This window comes from Xanthomonas euvesicatoria (genome assembly GCF_013112235.1).
GTDB lineage: Bacteria > Pseudomonadota > Gammaproteobacteria > Xanthomonadales > Xanthomonadaceae > Xanthomonas > Xanthomonas euvesicatoria.
The window spans coordinates 3,251,567-3,268,473 of the sequence record NZ_JABFFS010000001.1 but is presented as its reverse complement, the minus strand read 5'-3'; the positions used below and the strand labels follow the sequence as shown (position 1 = coordinate 3,268,473).

Sequence of the window (16,907 nt, the reverse complement as noted above, 5' to 3'; positions counted from 1 at the left end):
CGGGCTTTAAGCCCCCCTCCCCGCGGGAGAGGGGGGTTGGGGTGAGGGTACGGCCAACCACGCATCGCGCCGACGCCGTACCCGCATCCGCCCCGCGGGCACCTTCTCCTCCATAAAGGAGGACAGTGTCCCAACCGGAAAAGGGAAACATCATCCTGACAACGGCGGCGCTTCAGCCATCTCCAAGGAGAGAGCGCTTCAAGCCCGCCTCCTGTCCGTAAAAAGTGAGGCGGCGAGAAGGAACCAGTCGCCTCATCCCTCGTCGGGCGAGGTCATTACCTCATCCCACTCGCATCAGCTCCACCTCGGTCTCACCCACCGTCCGCTTCAGCCATCCCAGCAACTGCGCGTTGACGAAGGCCGGGTGTTCCAGCGAGGCGATATGGCCTGCGTCCGGGATCAGCTCGTAATCGCAACAGATTGCCTCGGCCATCATCCACACCTCTTCGGGCGGGCGCGGAATGTCCTCGGCGCCACCGAGCAGGAAGGTATTGGCCGGATCCAGCGCGGACAGGGCATCCAGGCGGTCGGCTCGGCCGAAGATCAGCCGGCCCAGCGGCACGATGGATGCGCGCAACTGCTCGGCCGACATCGCCGCCAGACGCTGCGCGAAGGCGGCCGGCAATGCCGAGCTCAGATCGATACCAGGGCGGAAGAAGATCGGCACGATCGCCTCGATCAGCGCAGGCGTCACCTGCCCGGCCGTCTCGATGGCATCAAGCAGGCCGAAATAGCGCGCACGCGTGGCGGCTGGCTCGGCGCCCAGGAAAGTATCCATCAACACCAGGCTGCGCACGCGCTCCGGCGCCATCAGGGCAAGCTCGGCGGCCCACATGCCGCCCACCGACAGGCCGACCACCGCGCACTGCGGCAACTTCAGTGCGTCCAGCAGGGCCAGCATGTGCCCGGCAAGATCGCCGATCTGCTGCGTGCCGTGCGGCAACGGACCTGACTGCCCGTGTCCCCATAGCTCGGGAACGATGACCTGGTAATGCTGCGACAGCGCCTGGATCTGCGGCTCCCACATCGCAGCGTCCCAGAGATAGCTGTGGCCGAGCAAGACCGGGAAACCGCGGCCGTGTTGCGTGTAATGCAGGGTTTGACCGGAGATTGTGCAAGTGGGCATGGGCATCAACGGGCAGTGGTAGAGCGGCGGGACTCTAGACCTGCGCACTTCAGATTTTTGTTGCAATGCCACAATCCAGTCAGCTGGTATTTGCTTTAACGCCGGGCATCGTGACGACTACACGAAACCATTGCCCGAAAAGCGAAATGCCCGGCAGTGCCGGGCATTTCGGGACAGCAAACCTGCCGGAAGAATCAGGCGGCGACGGTTTCTGCCACGTCCTGATATTCCTGGATCTGATCGAAGTTCATGTAGCGGTAGATCTGATCGCCACTGGTCTTGATCACGCCGACATCCGCCATGTACTCGTCCTTGGTCGGAATGCGGCCCAGGCGCGAGCAGATTGCCGCCAGTTCCGCCGAGCCCAGGTACACGTTGGTGTTGCGGCCCAACCGGTTCGGGAAATTACGCGTGGAGGTCGAGAACACCGTGGCGCCCTCGCGTGCCTGCGCCTGGTTACCCATGCACAGCGAGCAGCCCGGCATTTCCATGCGCGCACCGGCCGCGCCGAAGGTGCCGTAATGGCCTTCCTTGGTCAGCTCGGAGGCGTCCATCTTGGTCGGCGGTGCCACCCACAGGCGGGTCGGGATGTCGCGCTTGCCTTCCAGCAGCTTGGCCGCGGCACGGAAGTGACCGATGTTGGTCATGCACGAGCCGATGAATACTTCGTCGATGGCCGCGCCGGCCACTTCCGACAGCGTCTTCACGTCGTCCGGGTCGTTCGGGCAGGCCACGATCGGCTCATGGATATCGGCCAGGTCGATCTCGATGACCGCCGCGTATTCGGCGTCGGCATCGGGCTGCAGCAGCTGCGGGTCAGCCAGCCAGTCTTCCATCTTCTTGATGCGGCGGCCCAGGGTGCGCGCATCGGCATAGCCCTCGGCAATCATCCAGCGCAGCAGGGTGATGTTGCTGGTCAGGTACTCGATGATCGGCGCCTTACCCAGGTGCACGGTGCAACCGGCCGCCGAACGCTCGGCCGAGGCGTCGGAGAGTTCGAACGCCTGCTCCACCTTCAGGTTCGGCAAGCCTTCGATTTCCAGGATGCGGCCGGAGAAGATGTTCTTCTTGCCCTGCTTGGCCACGGTCAGCAGGCCCTGCTTGATCGCGTACAGCGGGATCGCGTTGACCAGGTCACGCAAGGTCACGCCCGGCTGCATCTGCCCCTTGAAGCGCACCAGCACGCTCTCGGGCATGTCCAGCGGCATCACCCCGGTGGCGGCGGCGAAGGCCACCAGGCCGGAGCCGGCCGGGAACGAAATGCCGATCGGGAAGCGGGTGTGCGAGTCGCCGCCGGTGCCCACGGTGTCGGGCAGCAGCATGCGATTGAGCCAGCTGTGGATCACGCCGTCGCCCGGACGCAGCGAGACGCCGCCGCGGGTGGAGATGAACTCGGGCAAGGTGTGGTGGGTCTTGACGTCCACCGGCTTCGGATAGGCGGCGGTGTGGCAGAACGACTGCATCACCAGGTCGGCCGAGAAGCCCAGGCAGGCCAGGTCCTTCAGCTCGTCGCGGGTCATCGGGCCGGTGGTGTCCTGCGAACCCACCGAGGTCATCTTCGGCTCGCAATAGGTGCCCGGGCGCATGCCCTGGCCTTCCGGCAGCCCGCAGGCGCGGCCGACCATCTTCTGCGCCAGCGAGAAGCCCTTGCCGGTGTCCGGCGGGTCCATCGGCAGGCGGAACAGGTCCGACGCCGGCAGGCCCAGGAATTCGCGCGCCTTGGCGGTGAGGCCACGGCCGACGATCAGCGGAATGCGGCCGCCGGCGCGCACTTCGTCGAACAGCACCTCCGACTTCATCGCGAACTCGGCGATCACCTGTCCGTCCTTCAGCGCCTTGCCGTCGTACGGACGCAGCTCGACCACGTCGCCGTGCTCCATCTGCGAGACGTCCAGCTCGATCGGCAAGGCGCCGGCATCTTCCATGGTGTTGTAGAAGATCGGGGCGATCTTGCTGCCCAGGCACACGCCGCCGAAGCGCTTGTTGGGGATGTACGGAATGTCCTCGCCGGTCCACCACAGCACCGAGTTGGTCGCCGACTTGCGCGAGGAACCGGTACCGACCACGTCGCCCACGTAGGCCACCAGATGGCCCTTGGCCTTGAGGTCGGCAATGGCCTGGATCGGGCCGCGCTTGCCGTCTTCTTCCGGCTCGAACGCCGCGCCGTCGCGCTTGTTCTTCAACATGGCCAGCGCATGCAGCGGGATGTCCGGACGGGTGGTCGCATCCGGCGCCGGCGACAGGTCGTCGGTATTGGTTTCGCCCGGCACCTTGAACACGGTCACGGTCAGGCTCTGCGGCACTTCCGGCTTGCTGGTGAACCACTCGGCATCGGCCCAGCTCTGCAGCACGGCCTTGGCGTGCGCGTTACCGGCTTGCGCCTTTTCCTGCACGTCGTGGAACGCATCGAACACCAGCAAGGTGTGCTTGAGCGCTTCGGCGGCAGTGGCGCCCAGCTCGGCGTTGTCCAGCAGGTCGATCAGCGGCTGGATGTTGTAGCCGCCCAGCATGGTGCCGAGCAGCTCGGTGGCGCGGGTGGGGCTGATCAGCGCGGTGGTCTCGGTGCCGAAGGCAACCGCGGCCAGGTACGAGGCCTTGACCTTGGCAGCGTCGTCGACGCCGGCCGGCACGCGCTGGCTGAGCAGCTCGACCAGGAATTCTTCCTCGCCAGCCGGCGGAGCCTTCAACAGCTCGATGACCTCGGCGGTCTGCTGCGCGGTCAGCGGCAGCGGCGGGATACCGAGCGCGGCGCGCTCTGCAACGTGGTGGCGATAGGCTTCCAACATGCGGGTTCTCCAAAAAAGCAGCGGTGAAGGTGGTAAAGCGCGAACGTGGATCAGGGTGCGGGTTTGGGAACGATGATCTTCAAACCCTTGAAGTAATCGCGGAAGAAGCCCTCGTCGCGGGTGATCAACCCGTCGCACTGGAGCATGGCGTGGGCGCCGATCAGGAAGTCGGCCACCACCCGCTCACGCTTGCCGCCGCGCGCGCGAAAGCGCTTGTTCATATGGCCGGCGCGCACTGCCGCCGCTTCCTGGGTGGCCTCGTAGCGCACGCCGATCGAGGCCAGGGTTTCCATCAGGTCGACCTGGGTGTCGAGCATGGCCAGCACCTCGGCCACCACCGCGTCGCAGACCACCACTTCGTCGCGCGCCAGCGCGTCGCCGATGCAGACCTCCGACACTTCGCCATAGACCGGGTCGCCGATCAGGATGTCCAGCAGGACCGAGGAATCCAGGGCGATCATGGGTCGAACGGATCCCCGGGGGCGCGGCCACGGATCACGCGCATGGCCGCATCGGTGCTGGTCAGGCCGTCGACCAGCTTGAACTTGCCGCGCACCTTGCGCAGCGCCTCGCTGACGTCCTTGCGCAGGATGATGCGCCCGCCGTCGAGCTCGATCTTCAACGTGGTGCCCTTGGTCAGGCCCAGGGCATCGCGCACGGCCTTTGGCAGCGTGATCTGTCCGCGTTCGGCAACGGTGGCTTCCATGAGCATGCTCCAGAAAGTATGCACACATGATACGTACTTGCACCGCCCTACTCAAGTTGGCAGATCGGTCTGGACACACCGTACGTACACACTGAATCGCTCAGAATGGGCACCTACCTAAAGCCTTCGATGCCATAGGAGTGATGCATGAGCGATTCCTTTTCCACTCGCACCTCACTTGAGGTTCACGGCAAGCGCTACGCGTACTACAGCCTGCCGAAGCTGGGCGAACGCTTCGATATCGGCCACCTGCCCTATTCGATGAAGATCCTGCTGGAGAACCTGCTACGTCATGAAGACGGCGGCGTGACCGTCGGCAAGGACCACATCGAAGCGGTTGCCAAGTGGGACCCCACCGCCGAGCCCGATATCGAAATCGCCTTCATGCCGGCGCGCGTGGTACTGCAGGACTTCACCGGCGTGCCCTGCGTGGTGGACCTGGCCGCCATGCGCGATGCGGTGGTCAAGCTCGGCGGCAATGCCGACCAGATCAACCCGCAGATTCCCTCCGAACTGGTCATCGACCACTCCGTGCAGGTCGATGTATTCGGCAAGCCGGACGCGCTCGACCTCAACGGCAAGATCGAATTCCAGCGCAACCAGGAACGCTACGGCTTCCTGCGCTGGGGCCAGAAGGCGTTCGAGAACTTCAAGGTGGTGCCGCCCAACACCGGCATCGTGCACCAGGTGAACCTGGAAAACCTGGCGCGCGTGGTGATGAGCGCCGAGAAGGACGGCACGCTGGTCGCCTACCCCGACACCGTGTTCGGTACCGACAGCCACACCACCATGATCAACGGCATCGGCGTGCTGGGCTGGGGCGTGGGCGGCATCGAGGCGGAAGCGGCCATGCTGGGGCAGCCGTCGTCGATGCTGATCCCGCAGGTCGTGGGCTTCAAGCTCACCGGCAAGTTGCCCGAGGGCGCCACTGCCACCGACCTGGTGCTGACGGTCACCCAGATGCTGCGCAAGCTCGGGGTGGTGGGCAAGTTCGTCGAGTTCTATGGTGACGGCCTGCAGCACCTGCCGCTGGCCGACCGCGCCACCATCGGCAACATGGCGCCCGAATACGGCGCCACCTGCGGCATCTTCCCGGTCGATGAGGAGTCGCTGACCTACCTGCGCCTGTCCGGCCGTAGCGAGGAGCAGATTGCATTGGTCGAGGCCTATGCCAAGGCGCAGGGCCTGTGGCACGACGCCACTACCCCGCCCGCCCGGTACAGCGCCACGCTGGAACTGGACATGGGCCAGGTCAAGCCGTCGCTGGCCGGCCCCAAGCGCCCGCAGGACCGCGTGCTGCTGGAAGACATGCAGTCCAACTACCGCGAAAGCCTCAAGCCGTTCGCCGATGCGCGCAGCAAGAAGCTGGCCGATCTCAAGCAGGAAGACCGCCTCAAGAACGAAGGTGGCGGCGGCACCGCCGTCGGTGCGAAGGCGTCGCAGGCAGAAAGCGCCGGCGCCAGCGGTGCGGGTTGGCAGCTGCGCGATGGCTCGGTGGTCATCGCCGCAATCACCTCCTGCACCAACACCTCCAACCCCGCGGTGATGCTGGGCGCCGGCCTGCTCGCGCGTAACGCGGCGGCCAAGGGCCTGAAGGCGCAGCCGTGGGTCAAGACCTCGCTCGGGCCAGGTTCGCGCGTGGTCACTGACTATCTTGAAAAGGCCGGCGTGCTCACCGACCTGGAAAAGCTTGGCTTCTACGTGGTGGGCTACGGCTGCACCACCTGCATCGGCAACTCCGGCCCGCTGCCGGAAGACGTGTCTGCGGCCATTGCCAAGGACGATCTGGTGGTGACCTCGGTGCTGTCGGGCAACCGCAACTTCGAAGGCCGCGTACACCCCGAGGTCAAGATGAATTATCTGGCCTCGCCGCCGCTGGTGGTGGCCTATGCCATCGCCGGCACCACCGACATCGACCTCACCACCGAGCCGCTGGGCACCGGCAGCGATGGGCAGCCGGTGTATCTGCGCGACATCTGGCCGAGCAACAAGGAAATCGGCGACACCATCGCCGCCACCGTCGGCCCGGAGATGTTCAAGCAGAACTATGCCGACGTGTTCAAGGGCGACACGCGCTGGAACACCATCGCCTCGCCCGATGGCGCGCTTTACGCGTGGGACGAAGCCTCGACCTACATCAAGAACCCACCCTACTTCGACGGCATGACCATGCAGGTGGGCAACGTGGACGACGTGCACGGCGCACGCATCATGGGCCTGTTCGGCGATTCGATCACCACCGACCACATTTCGCCGGCCGGCAACATCAAGAAGGATTCGCCGGCAGGCCGCTTCCTGCAGGAACGCGGCGTGCAGCCGGCCGACTTCAACAGCTACGGCAGCCGCCGCGGCAACGACGATGTGATGGTACGCGGCACCTTCGCCAACATCCGCATCAAGAACCTGATGTTCGGCGGCGAAGAAGGCGGCAACACGCTGTATTACCCAGCCGGTGGCGGCCAGCCGGAAAAGCTGGCCATCTACGATGCCGCAATGAAGTACAAGGCCGACGGCGTGCCGCTGGTGGTGCTGGCCGGCAAGGAATACGGCACCGGCTCCTCGCGCGACTGGGCCGCCAAGGGCACCAACCTGCTCGGAGTCAAGGCCGTGATCGCCGAAAGCTTCGAGCGTATCCACCGCTCCAATCTGGTGGGCATGGGCGTGCTGCCCTTGCAGTTCCTGGAAAACGAAAACGCACAGACGCTTGGCCTGGATGGCTCGGAAGTGCTGGACATCACCGGCCTGCAGGACGGCGCCAGCCGTCGTGCCACCGTCAATGCGAAAAAGTCCGACGGCAGCGTCAAGCAGTTCCAGGTCAAGGTGCTGCTGCTGACACCCAAGGAAGTGGAGTACTTCAAGCACGGCGGCTTGCTGCAGTATGTGCTGCGGCAGCTGGCGGCACGCAAGGCAGCCTGACCACAGCGCGCATTGCGCTGCAACGATGCAACGCACTCCCGCCGCTCGGCGGGAGTGGCGTTTCCGGCCTCTCAAAAAAAACGGCGATCACGCGGCGGTGAACAAAGGACGCGTGCATCCCGACGTCGAACTGAATTCCCTCCCCCGCCGTTGGTGGTGACCGACGCCATCGCCGGCACACGGACATCGATCTCACCACCGAGATATTTGGCGCAGAAGAAGGCGGCAACAGGCTGCATTGCCCAGCCAACGGCAGCCAGCCGGAGGGCCACCTTCCACCTTGTCGCAACGCAACGGCGTCACCGGGCGATGCGCGCTTCGGCCAGATGCCTCACGCCCCCCATCCATGCCCTGGCGCCATGCGTCCGGCCGCACCAAGCGGCAGCCGCGCTCCACTGCATCGGCGCGGTCAACGCGCCGCCGGCACCCATTGCGCGTGGTACAGCTGCCAGTCGCTGCCCTGCAATCGCCAACCGGTGGTGACCTGATAGGTCTGCACCTGATCGGGCACCCAACGCCCGTTGCCGCCGGTCAACAGCGCGGTGAAGCGCACCGTGGCGGTATCACCGCGCAGTGCCACATCGACCGGCCCCATGGTCACGCCGAGCTGTTGATTGCCCAGCATCTGCACTTGCATCAAGCGCCGTAACCCGGCAGCGTCCAGCCCATGTTCGCCAACAAAATCCTCGGCCACCGGCGCCATCGCATCGCCGATCTCGCGCGCCTCGATCGCCTGATGCATCTGCTCCAGCGTGGCGCGCAGACGTTGTTCCGGCGCAGCACGCGTGCACCCGAGCAAGACCAACATGCAAAATCCCACCCACGCCAGGCGCCACCGCCCTTGAATGCTGCTCTGCATCACGCTTCGCCTTTTCCATCCATGACGGTATGCTGCCAGCTGTTGTAACGCCGTGGAACACACTGCGGCGCGTCGAGAACACCCTGGAGGGGGGCAGATGAATCAGGCACGTCCTTGGTTGCAAAGTTATCCGGCCGGCGTTGCCGCCGAAATCGATCTTGAGCAGTTCCGCACGGTGGCCGAGGTGTTTGCCACCTCCGTGAAACGCTTCGCCGACCGGCCTGCGTACCATAGCTTCGGCAAGACCATCACCTACCGCGAGGCGGATCAGCTGGTCGAGCAATTCGCCGCCTACCTGCTTGGCGAGCTGCAGTTGAAGAAAGGCGACCGCGTCGCCTTGATGATGCCCAACTGCCTGCAATACCCCATCGCGACCTTCGGCGTGCTGCGTGCCGGCCTGACCGTGGTCAACGTCAATCCGCTGTACACCCCGCGCGAACTCAAGCATCAGTTGATCGACTCCGGCGCCAGCGTGCTGGTGGTCATCGACAACTTCGGCACCACCGTGCAGCAGGTCATCGCCGACACGCCGGTCAGGCAAGTCATCACCACCGGCCTGGGCGACATGCTGGGCTTCCCGAAGGCGGCACTGCTCAACTTCGTGGTCAAGTACGTCAAGAAGCTGGTGCCCGATTACCGCATCAACGGCGCGATTCGCTTCCGCGAGGCGCTGGCGCTGGGCCGCAAGCACCGCGTGCCGACGCTGCAGATCGAACCCGACGACATCGCTTTCCTGCAGTACACCGGCGGCACCACCGGCGTGGCCAAGGGCGCAATGCTGACCCACCGCAATCTGGTCGCCAACATGCAGCAGGCGCACCAGTGGCTGGCGGGTACCGGCAAGCTGGAAGAAGGCCACGAAGTGGTGATCACCGCGCTGCCGCTGTACCACATCTTCGCATTGACCGCGAACGGCCTGGTCTTCATGAAGATCGGCGGCTGCAACCACCTGATCAGCAACCCGCGCGACATGCCAGGCTTCGTCAAGGAGCTGAAAAAGACCCGCTTCACCGCGTTCACCGGCGTCAACACGCTGTTCAACGGGCTGCTCAATACGCCCGGATTCGATCAGGTGGATTTCTCCTCGCTCAAGATGACCCTTGGCGGCGGCATGGCCGTCCAGCGTTCGGTCGCCGAGCGTTGGAAGAAAGTCACCGGCCTGACCCTGGTCGAAGCCTACGGCCTGACTGAAACCTCGCCGGTCGCGTGCATCAACCCGATGGACCTGAAGGACTACAACGGTTCGATCGGCCTGCCGATTCCGTCCACCGATGCCTGCATCAAGGACGACGCCGGCGCGGAACTGCCCGTGGGCGAGATCGGCGAGCTATGCATCAGGGGCCCGCAGGTCATGAAGGGCTACTGGAAGAAACCCGATGAAACCGCCAAGGTCATGGATGCCCAAGGCTGGCTGCATACCGGCGACATCGCGCGCATGGACGCACAGGGCTTCGTCTACATCGTCGATCGCAAGAAGGACATGATCCTGGTGTCCGGCTTCAACGTGTACCCCAACGAGATCGAGGACGTGATCGCCGAAATGCCCGGCGTGCTGGAAGTGGCCGCCGTGGGCGTGCCGGATGACAAGTCCGGCGAGATCGTCAAGGCGGTCATCGTGAAGAAGGACCCGGCCCTGACGGCCGATGATGTGAAGGCGCATTGCCGCGCTAACCTCACCGGCTACAAGCAGCCGCGGGTGATCGAATTCCGCAAGGAGTTGCCCAAGACCAACGTCGGCAAGATCCTGCGCCGCGAATTACGGGACGCGCCGAAGACGTAATACCGCTTATACCGCAGCCCGAAGGCGTTCAGCCTTCTTTGACGCCCGCATTGCCGCAAGGCCTTGCGGGCGTTCGCTTTTGCACGCATAGAATCCGATGTCGGCGCACGCTCACGCGTTCAACCTCATCTCCGTCCGAAAGGCGGCCGGCCGGACGGTCATCACGGAGAACCACCATGTCTGCAGTTCAACCCTTCATTCGCACCAACATCGGCTCGACCCTACGCATCATCGAAGAACCGCAGCGTGACGTGTACTGGATCCATATGCATGCCGACCTGGCCACAAACCCGGGGCGTGCCTGCTTTTCGACGCGCCTGGTCGACGACATTACCGGCTATCAGACCAACCTTGGTCAACGCCTGAACAACGCCGGCGTGCTGGCTCCGCACGTGGTGCTGGCATCGGACAGCGATGTGTTCAACCTGGGCGGCGATCTGGCGCTGTTCTGTCAACTCATTCGCGAAGGCGACCGTGCTCGACTGCTTGATTACGCCCAACGCTGTGTACGCGGTGTGCACGCGTTCCATGTCGGCCTGGGCGCACGCGCGCACAGCATCGCCCTGGTGCAGGGCAATGCCCTCGGCGGCGGATTCGAAGCGGCGTTGAGCTGCCACACCATCGTCGCCGAGGAAGGGGTGATGATGGGATTGCCCGAAGTGCTGTTCGACCTGTTCCCGGGGATGGGCGCCTACTCTTTCATGTGCCAGCGTGTCAGTGCGCAACTGGCGCAAAAAATCATGCTCGAAGGCAATCTGTATTCTGCCGAGGAGTTGCTCGGCATGGGCCTAGTCGATCGCGTCGTGCCGCGCGGTCAGGGCGTGGCGGCGGTCGAACAAGTGATCCGCGAAAGCAAGCGCACGCCGCATGCCTGGGCGGCAATGCAGCAAGTGCGCGAAATGACCACGGCGGTGCCGCTGCAGGAAATGATGCGCATCACCGAAATCTGGGTCGATACGGCAATGCAGTTGGGCGAAAAGTCATTGCGCACCATGGACCGTCTGGTTCGCGCGCAATCGCGCCGCTCAGGGCTTGACGCCGGCTGATGCGTCGGCGGGCTATTCACTACTCCGGGGGGAGCGCTCGTCGTCGTTGGCGCTTTGTACGCGCGCGGCGAGTGCATCCTTTCCGGTCTGCAATTGGTCGCGCAACGCCGACAGCCGCTGTCGCCATTCGGCCTGCAGCTGCCAATCGGCCATGCGCATCAGCTCACCGCCACTGCCGGCCAGTTGGGCCAGCCCCAGATTGCTGGCAACGCCGCGCAATGCGTGGGCGCTTTCGCGCAATTGCTCCCAATCCGAGCGCGTGCCATCGCGCTCGATCGCGCCCACGCAGTTGTGCGCATCATCCAGACACTGCCGGACGAACTGACGTTCGAATTCTTCGCCCATGCCCAACGCCGCCAGTTCGTCCAGCACGCTGGCATCGAGCACGCCTTCGAAACTGGTCGATGCCTGCACCACCGTCGCCGGCGTCGCCAGCGCACGGGTGCTGACGGCGAGTTCGGCCAGCGTATCGAGCAGCTTGGCAGCCACCACGGGCTTGGCCAGGAACGCGCGTGCGCCAGCTTGTTCGCAGGCGCGGATCGCTTCTGGCGTGACGTCGGCACTGAGCACCACCACCGGGGTGTAGCGCATGCCGCTGGCCTGCATCACGCGCAACTGCTTGAGCATGTCCAGGCCGCTCATGCCCGGCATATGCAGATCCACGATCACCGCATCGAAATCCTCCTCGGCCATCGCGTCCAGCACCTGCTCGGCGCCGTTGACGCACGCCACCTTATGCCCTGCCTTCTCCAGCAATCGCTGCAACACCATGCGATTGGCTTCATGGTCGTCGGCCACCAGCATGCGCATGCTGCGCACGCGCGCGCGGTGACGCAGGAACGGGTTGGAAAAGGCGATGACGTTGGAGGCTTCCAGCTCGTCGGGAGTCTCCAGCAGCGCCCCGACTGGCGAGCGAGCCGGCGCCGCCGTCTCCAATACGCCGATCTCCAGCGGTAGCTCGAACCAGAACACGCTGCCGCCGGATGGATTGGGCGCAAAGCCAATCGCGCCGCCCATGGCCTCGACCAGGCCCTTGGCGATCGTGGTCCCCAGGCCGGTGCCTTCATAGCGGCGCGACAAACCCACGTCCGCTTGCTCGAACGCCTCGAACAGGCGCGGACGCATGTCCATCGGCACGCCGATGCCGCTGTCTTCGACATCGAAACGCAGCCGCATCGTGTCGGCACCATTGCCGGAAACCCGCGCAACCCGCAGCAGCACATGCCCGTGCTCGGTGAACTTGACCGCATTACCCAACAGGTTGAGCAACACCTGGCGCAGATGGCCGGTGTCGCCCTTGAGCAGGTCCGGTACGTCGGTGGCCACCTCGATAGCGTAATCCAGTCCGCGTGTCTTGGCCTGCGGCTGCAGGATCATGTTGACCGAGCCGATCATCTCGCGCAGCGAGAAATCGCGGCGATCGATGCGGATCTTGCCCGCCTCGATCGCAGAAATATCGAGCACTTCTTCCACCAGCGACAGCAGGCTGCGCGCCGAGGCCTGGATGGTATTCAGGCATTCCTTCTGCTCTGCATCCAAACGCGTGGTGGCCAGCACTTCGGTCATACCCGACAACCCATTCAACGGGGTGCGGAATTCGTGACTCATATTGGCCAGGAAACGGCTCTTGGCCTGGTTGGCATGCCGCGCCTCGCGTACCGCGCGCGTCATCGCACGCAACAACGAGTCGAAGTACAGCGGCACGGCGATCAAGCCCAGCAACAATCCCCAGCTCAGATAGGGATTGGCCTTCCAGTAAGGCGAAATCAGGATCGCGCTGAGAAAACTCAGGCTGGCCATCGCCGTGGCGGCACGCAGATAGGGACTGCCGTAGCGCAAGCCATTGCCGATGGTCACCCACATGCAGACCGCATACAGCGGCGAAGCCGGTTCGCCCTGGATTGCCATGATTGCGCCGGTGCAGGTGTAGTCGAGCACCATGCCGATCAGGCGCCGCGTGTGCGACACGTGCGGCCGCAGCAGGATCGCCACCATCAGCCCCAGCGACACCACCAGCTCGCCGACCAGGATCAACCAGGTGGCCATCAGCGTATCGCCATGGGTGTGGTGGTAGCGCCACCCCAGGTAAGAAATGAACAGCGTGGTGATGATGATGCGGATCAGGTTCTGCGCGTGTTCCGAATCCGCCCGCCCCGAAAGACGCCGCTTCAACCATGGCAATGGAGACTTCATAGACGCCTCAGACCTGCGGTCGCTTCGATGGGGATGAAAGTGGGCCGCGCGGTCCTGCAGCATCGGCGCCATGGGCATACGCGGCGATACGCGCAGCGGCATCGGCACTGTCCTGCATCAGCCGCAACAACGACAGAGGAATGACCACCAGCGCCGCCAACAGGGCGATCCCGAGCTCGATCCGCTGTTGCCAATACGGGCTATTGGCAAGCGTCGCCCCGAAACTAAGCATAGCCATGGCCACCGCCGAGTGCAGTGCATGCCTGCCAAAGCGCAGGCCATTGCCGATCGTGACCCACATCACCACCACGTACAGGCAGGCCATCGGAGCGGCGAACCAGGTCATCGCCAGACTGAGCAGGCCATAGTCCGCCAGCATGCCGAGCGTCCGGCGCAGGTGCGAGGGCCGCGGCTTCGCAACGATCCACGCAAACAGCAGCAATGCCCCACCGTGCCCGATCGCGACCAGGCACAGCAATCGCTGCAGATGGTCATCGCTCAGTTGCCAATGCGGGGCGCAGACCAGCGTGTAGGCCAGGATCAGCCAGAGCATCACGATGCGCACCACCGCCTGACCGTGCTCGCTGTCGGGGCGCCGTGCGAGTCGCCGACGCAGCTGGGCAAGCGCCGCCCTCACCTCACACCCCGGGTCGCGCCGATGCGGTGGAGAACTCGCCACAGATCTGCTCCAACTGCGCGCGGCCGCGCAACAAGGCATCCACGCAGCGCGGGTCGAACAGGCGGCCACGTTGGGCATACAGATAGGCCAGCGCGGCGTCCATGGTCCAGGCCTCCTTGTACGGGCGCGGCGACAGCAAGGCGTCGAACACATCCGCCACTGCAACGATGCGCGCTTCCAGCGGAATCGCCTCACCGACCAGGCCATCCGGATAACCGGTGCCGTCATAACGTTCGTGATGACGCAGCGCAATCAACGCGCCGACCTGGATGAAACGGTTCTGGCTGCCGCTGAGCAGCTCGTAGCCGATGCGCGGATGGCGCCGCATCACGCTCATTTCGTCATCGGTAAGCTTGCCGGGCTTGAGCAGCACCGAATCGGGAATGGCGATCTTTCCCATGTCGTGCAGCGGTGCGGCCATCTCGATGATGCGCACCTCCTCTTCCGACAGCCCCAGTTGCTCGGCGATCAGGCCGGCCACGTGCGACATGCGCTCCAGGAACGCGCTGGTGCCCGAATCGCGATACTCGATCGCGCGCGCAAGCCGCGACAGGGTTTCGCGCTCGCGCTCTTCGACCTCGTTCATGCTGGCCAGCAGGCGCTGCTCCAGCGACAACGCGCGTTGCTTGACGCTTTCGCTCTGCTGGCGCAGCTGCAGCAGGTTGGAGCAGCGCGCCCGCAACTCGCGCGGACGGATCGGCTTGACCAGGAAGTCGATCACGCCCGCTTCCAGCGCCGCCTGACGAATCGGCTCATCGCCCACGATGGTGATCAGGATGATCGGAATATCACGATGGCTGGGCAGCCGGCGCAGCCGACGCGCGAATTCCAGACCGTCCATGCCCGGCATGCGGTAGTCCAGCAGCAACAAGTCCACGCGCCCGGCTTCGCACCAGGCCAGGGCGTCGAGCGGATCGCCGAAGTCGTAGACCTTGAGCTCCGGCGCAATGTCCTCGATGACATGGCGCAGCATCGTTCGCGCGGACATCTGGTCATCGACAATGACGATGTTCAATCCCAGATCCGCCTTTTCCGCCCAGCTTCCCCATGTATCCGTCGACAATGCGCCGCCCGGACCCCCTAAAACATCCTGCATAGCCGTTGCTCCTCTATCTCGAGAACGGAAAAGCGATGACGCCGGCCCCTGTGCCGACTCCCCCGAACGATACGCTGTTCGAGGCTCCGCCCTAGCATATGCAGTATCTGTGCCGTCGGCACACCGCCGGCACAAAAAAATCAGGCTTCCGGACGCATATACGGGAACAGCAGGACATCGCGGATCGAGGTGCTGCCGGTCAGCAGCATCACCAGACGGTCGATCCCGATGCCCAGGCCGCCGGTCGGCGCCATGCCGTACTCCAACGCACGGATGTAATCGGCATCGAAATGCATCGCTTCGTCGTCGCCACCGTCCTTGGCCTGCACCTGCGCCTGGAAACGTGCGGCCTGGTCTTCGGGGTCATTGAGCTCGGAGAAGCCGTTAGCCAGCTCCTTGCCGTTGATGAACAGCTCGAAGCGGTCGGTGTACCCCGGCTCGGTGTCGCTGGAACGCGCCAGCGGCGACACTTCGACCGGGTGGTCGGTGATGAAGGTCGGCTGCACCAGGGTGTGCTCGACGGTGGCTTCGAAGATCTCCAGCAGCAGCTTGCCCCAGCCGTAGGACGGCTTGACCCGGATCTTCAGCCGCTCGCAATGGCGCAGCAGCGCCTCCCGGTCGGTGCAGTCGGCGGCGCTGATCTCCGGATTGTGGTGGCGAACGGCCTCATCCATGCGCCAGCGCCGGAAAGCCGGCGCCAGATCGATATCGGCGCCATCCCAGCTCACCTGGGTGGTCCCCAGCACCGTCTGTGCGGTGTCTCGGATCACCTGCTCGGTCAGGTCCATGATCTGGTGGTACGTGGCATAGGCCTCGTAGAGCTCGAGCATGGTGAACTCGGGGTTGTGCCGGGTCGACACGCCTTCGTTGCGGAAGTTGCGGTTGATCTCGTAGACACGCTCCAGTCCACCGACCACCAGACGCTTGAGATACAGCTCGGGGGCAACGCGCAGGTACAGATCCAGGTCCAGCGCATTGTGGTGGGTGGTGAACGGCTTGGCCGTGGCGCCGCCGGGGATGTAATGCATCATCGGCGTTTCCACTTCCAGGAAGCGGCGCGCGTCCAGCCAGGCGCGCATGGCGCGGATGATCTTGGAGCGCTTGATGAAGACCTCGCGCGCTTCGGGCGTCACGATCAGGTCGACATACCGCTGGCGGTAACGCTGCTCCACGTCCGACAGGCCATGCCACTTGTCCGGCAACGGGCGCAGCGACTTGGTCAGCAGGCGCAGCGCGCCGGCCTTGACCGACAGTTCGCCGGTCTTGGTGCGGGTGAGCCCACCCTCCACCGCCACGATGTCGCCCACATCCCAGCCCTTGAACGCGGTATAGGCATCGCCGAGCACATTGCCCTGCAGGAACAGCTGCACACGCCCGGATTCGTCCTGGATCTGCGCAAAGCTGGCCTTGCCCATCACCCGCTTGGCCATCAGGCGGCCAGCCATCCTGACCGTGCGCCCGCTGGCTTCCAGCGCTTCAGGGGTCCAGGTGTCGGCGTCGGCGAATTCTGCCTGCAGGTCGCCGGCGAAGTGTTCGCGCACGAAGTCGTTCGGGTAGGCGATGCCCTGCCCGCGCAACGCGCCCAGTTTCGCGCGACGCTCGGCGATGAGGCTGTTCTCGTCGGCGGGGATCTGCGGCGCGGGGGTCTGCTCGGTCATGGCGGGGATCGGTCTGCTTGGGTCGGGCGGGTGCCCGGGGGAATGAGGAACCGGCGGTGCCG

General features: G+C 64.6%; 12 protein-coding genes and 1 pseudogene. 4 read left to right on the top strand and 9 right to left on the bottom strand.

Features of this window, described 5'->3' with window-relative positions:
* Positions 1-280: 280 nt before the first annotated feature.
* The 4 genes from HLH45_RS14175 to HLH45_RS14160 form a co-directional block, all read right to left on the bottom strand.
* Positions 281-1,126 carry an alpha/beta fold hydrolase gene (locus HLH45_RS14175; protein WP_033478484.1) on the bottom strand — a complete coding sequence of 282 codons (846 nt, stop codon included), beginning with the start codon at positions 1,124-1,126 and terminating at the stop codon, positions 281-283.
* Between the two features lie 194 nt (positions 1,127-1,320).
* The gene (gene acnB / locus HLH45_RS14170; RefSeq protein ID WP_008571496.1) at positions 1,321-3,912 is read right to left on the bottom strand and encodes a bifunctional aconitate hydratase 2/2-methylisocitrate dehydratase; all 2,592 of its coding nucleotides are present in this window, start codon (positions 3,910-3,912) and stop codon (positions 1,321-1,323) included.
* 50 nt (positions 3,913-3,962) lie between these two features.
* On the bottom strand, positions 3,963-4,373 hold the full coding sequence (locus HLH45_RS14165) for a type II toxin-antitoxin system VapC family toxin (protein WP_008571495.1): 411 nt from the start codon (positions 4,371-4,373) through the stop codon (positions 3,963-3,965).
* Entirely contained in the window at positions 4,370-4,618 is a 249-nt protein-coding gene (locus HLH45_RS14160; protein ID WP_003486316.1) for an AbrB/MazE/SpoVT family DNA-binding domain-containing protein, read from the bottom strand. The genes HLH45_RS14165 and HLH45_RS14160 overlap by 4 nt, the downstream gene beginning before the upstream one ends.
* Before the next feature lie 147 nt (positions 4,619-4,765).
* Here HLH45_RS14160 and acnA point away from each other — a divergent pair, with 147 nt between their 5' ends.
* Together acnA and HLH45_RS21810 are read left to right on the top strand one after the other, a co-directional pair.
* Positions 4,766-7,534, top strand: coding sequence for an aconitate hydratase AcnA (gene acnA / locus HLH45_RS14155; RefSeq protein ID WP_008571493.1), 2,769 nt, complete (start codon positions 4,766-4,768; stop codon positions 7,532-7,534).
* A gap of 134 nt (positions 7,535-7,668) precedes the next feature.
* Positions 7,669-7,906: pseudogene (locus HLH45_RS21810) on the top strand (hypothetical protein); the annotation flags it as partial.
* Positions 7,907-7,943: 37 nt separating this feature from the next.
* Here the strand turns inward: HLH45_RS21810 and HLH45_RS14145 are convergent.
* On the bottom strand, positions 7,944-8,393 hold the full coding sequence (locus tag HLH45_RS14145; protein WP_033478483.1) for a hypothetical protein: 450 nt from the start codon (positions 8,391-8,393) through the stop codon (positions 7,944-7,946).
* Positions 8,394-8,490: 97 nt separating this feature from the next.
* Here HLH45_RS14145 and HLH45_RS14140 point away from each other — a divergent pair, with 97 nt between their 5' ends.
* Both HLH45_RS14140 and HLH45_RS14135 read left to right on the top strand, forming a co-directional pair.
* Complete coding sequence (locus HLH45_RS14140; RefSeq protein WP_039419047.1) at positions 8,491-10,173, top strand: fatty acyl-CoA ligase RpfB; 1,683 nt, start codon at positions 8,491-8,493, stop codon at positions 10,171-10,173.
* A gap of 176 nt (positions 10,174-10,349) precedes the next feature.
* Entirely contained in the window at positions 10,350-11,219 is an 870-nt protein-coding gene (locus HLH45_RS14135; protein ID WP_008571490.1) for a diffusible signal factor synthase RpfF, read from the top strand.
* A 12-nt stretch (positions 11,220-11,231) separates the two neighbouring features.
* On the opposite strand, the gene HLH45_RS14130 is transcribed toward HLH45_RS14135, so the two are convergent.
* From HLH45_RS14130 to lysS, 4 genes are all read right to left on the bottom strand, one after another.
* Entirely contained in the window at positions 11,232-13,412 is a 2,181-nt protein-coding gene (locus tag HLH45_RS14130) for a sensor histidine kinase RpfC (RefSeq protein ID WP_033478482.1), read from the bottom strand.
* A gap of 7 nt (positions 13,413-13,419) precedes the next feature.
* Entirely contained in the window at positions 13,420-14,049 is a 630-nt protein-coding gene (locus HLH45_RS14125) for a hypothetical protein (protein ID WP_033478481.1), read from the bottom strand.
* A 1-nt stretch (position 14,050) separates the two neighbouring features.
* The gene (locus tag HLH45_RS14120) at positions 14,051-15,187 is read right to left on the bottom strand and encodes a cyclic di-GMP phosphodiesterase response regulator RpfG (RefSeq protein ID WP_007963604.1); all 1,137 of its coding nucleotides are present in this window, start codon (positions 15,185-15,187) and stop codon (positions 14,051-14,053) included.
* 140 nt (positions 15,188-15,327) lie between these two features.
* Positions 15,328-16,845: a lysine--tRNA ligase gene (lysS, locus tag HLH45_RS14115; RefSeq protein WP_008571485.1), complete on the bottom strand. Its 1,518-nt coding sequence runs from the start codon at positions 16,843-16,845 to the stop codon at positions 15,328-15,330.
* Between the last annotated feature and the right edge of the window lie 62 nt (positions 16,846-16,907).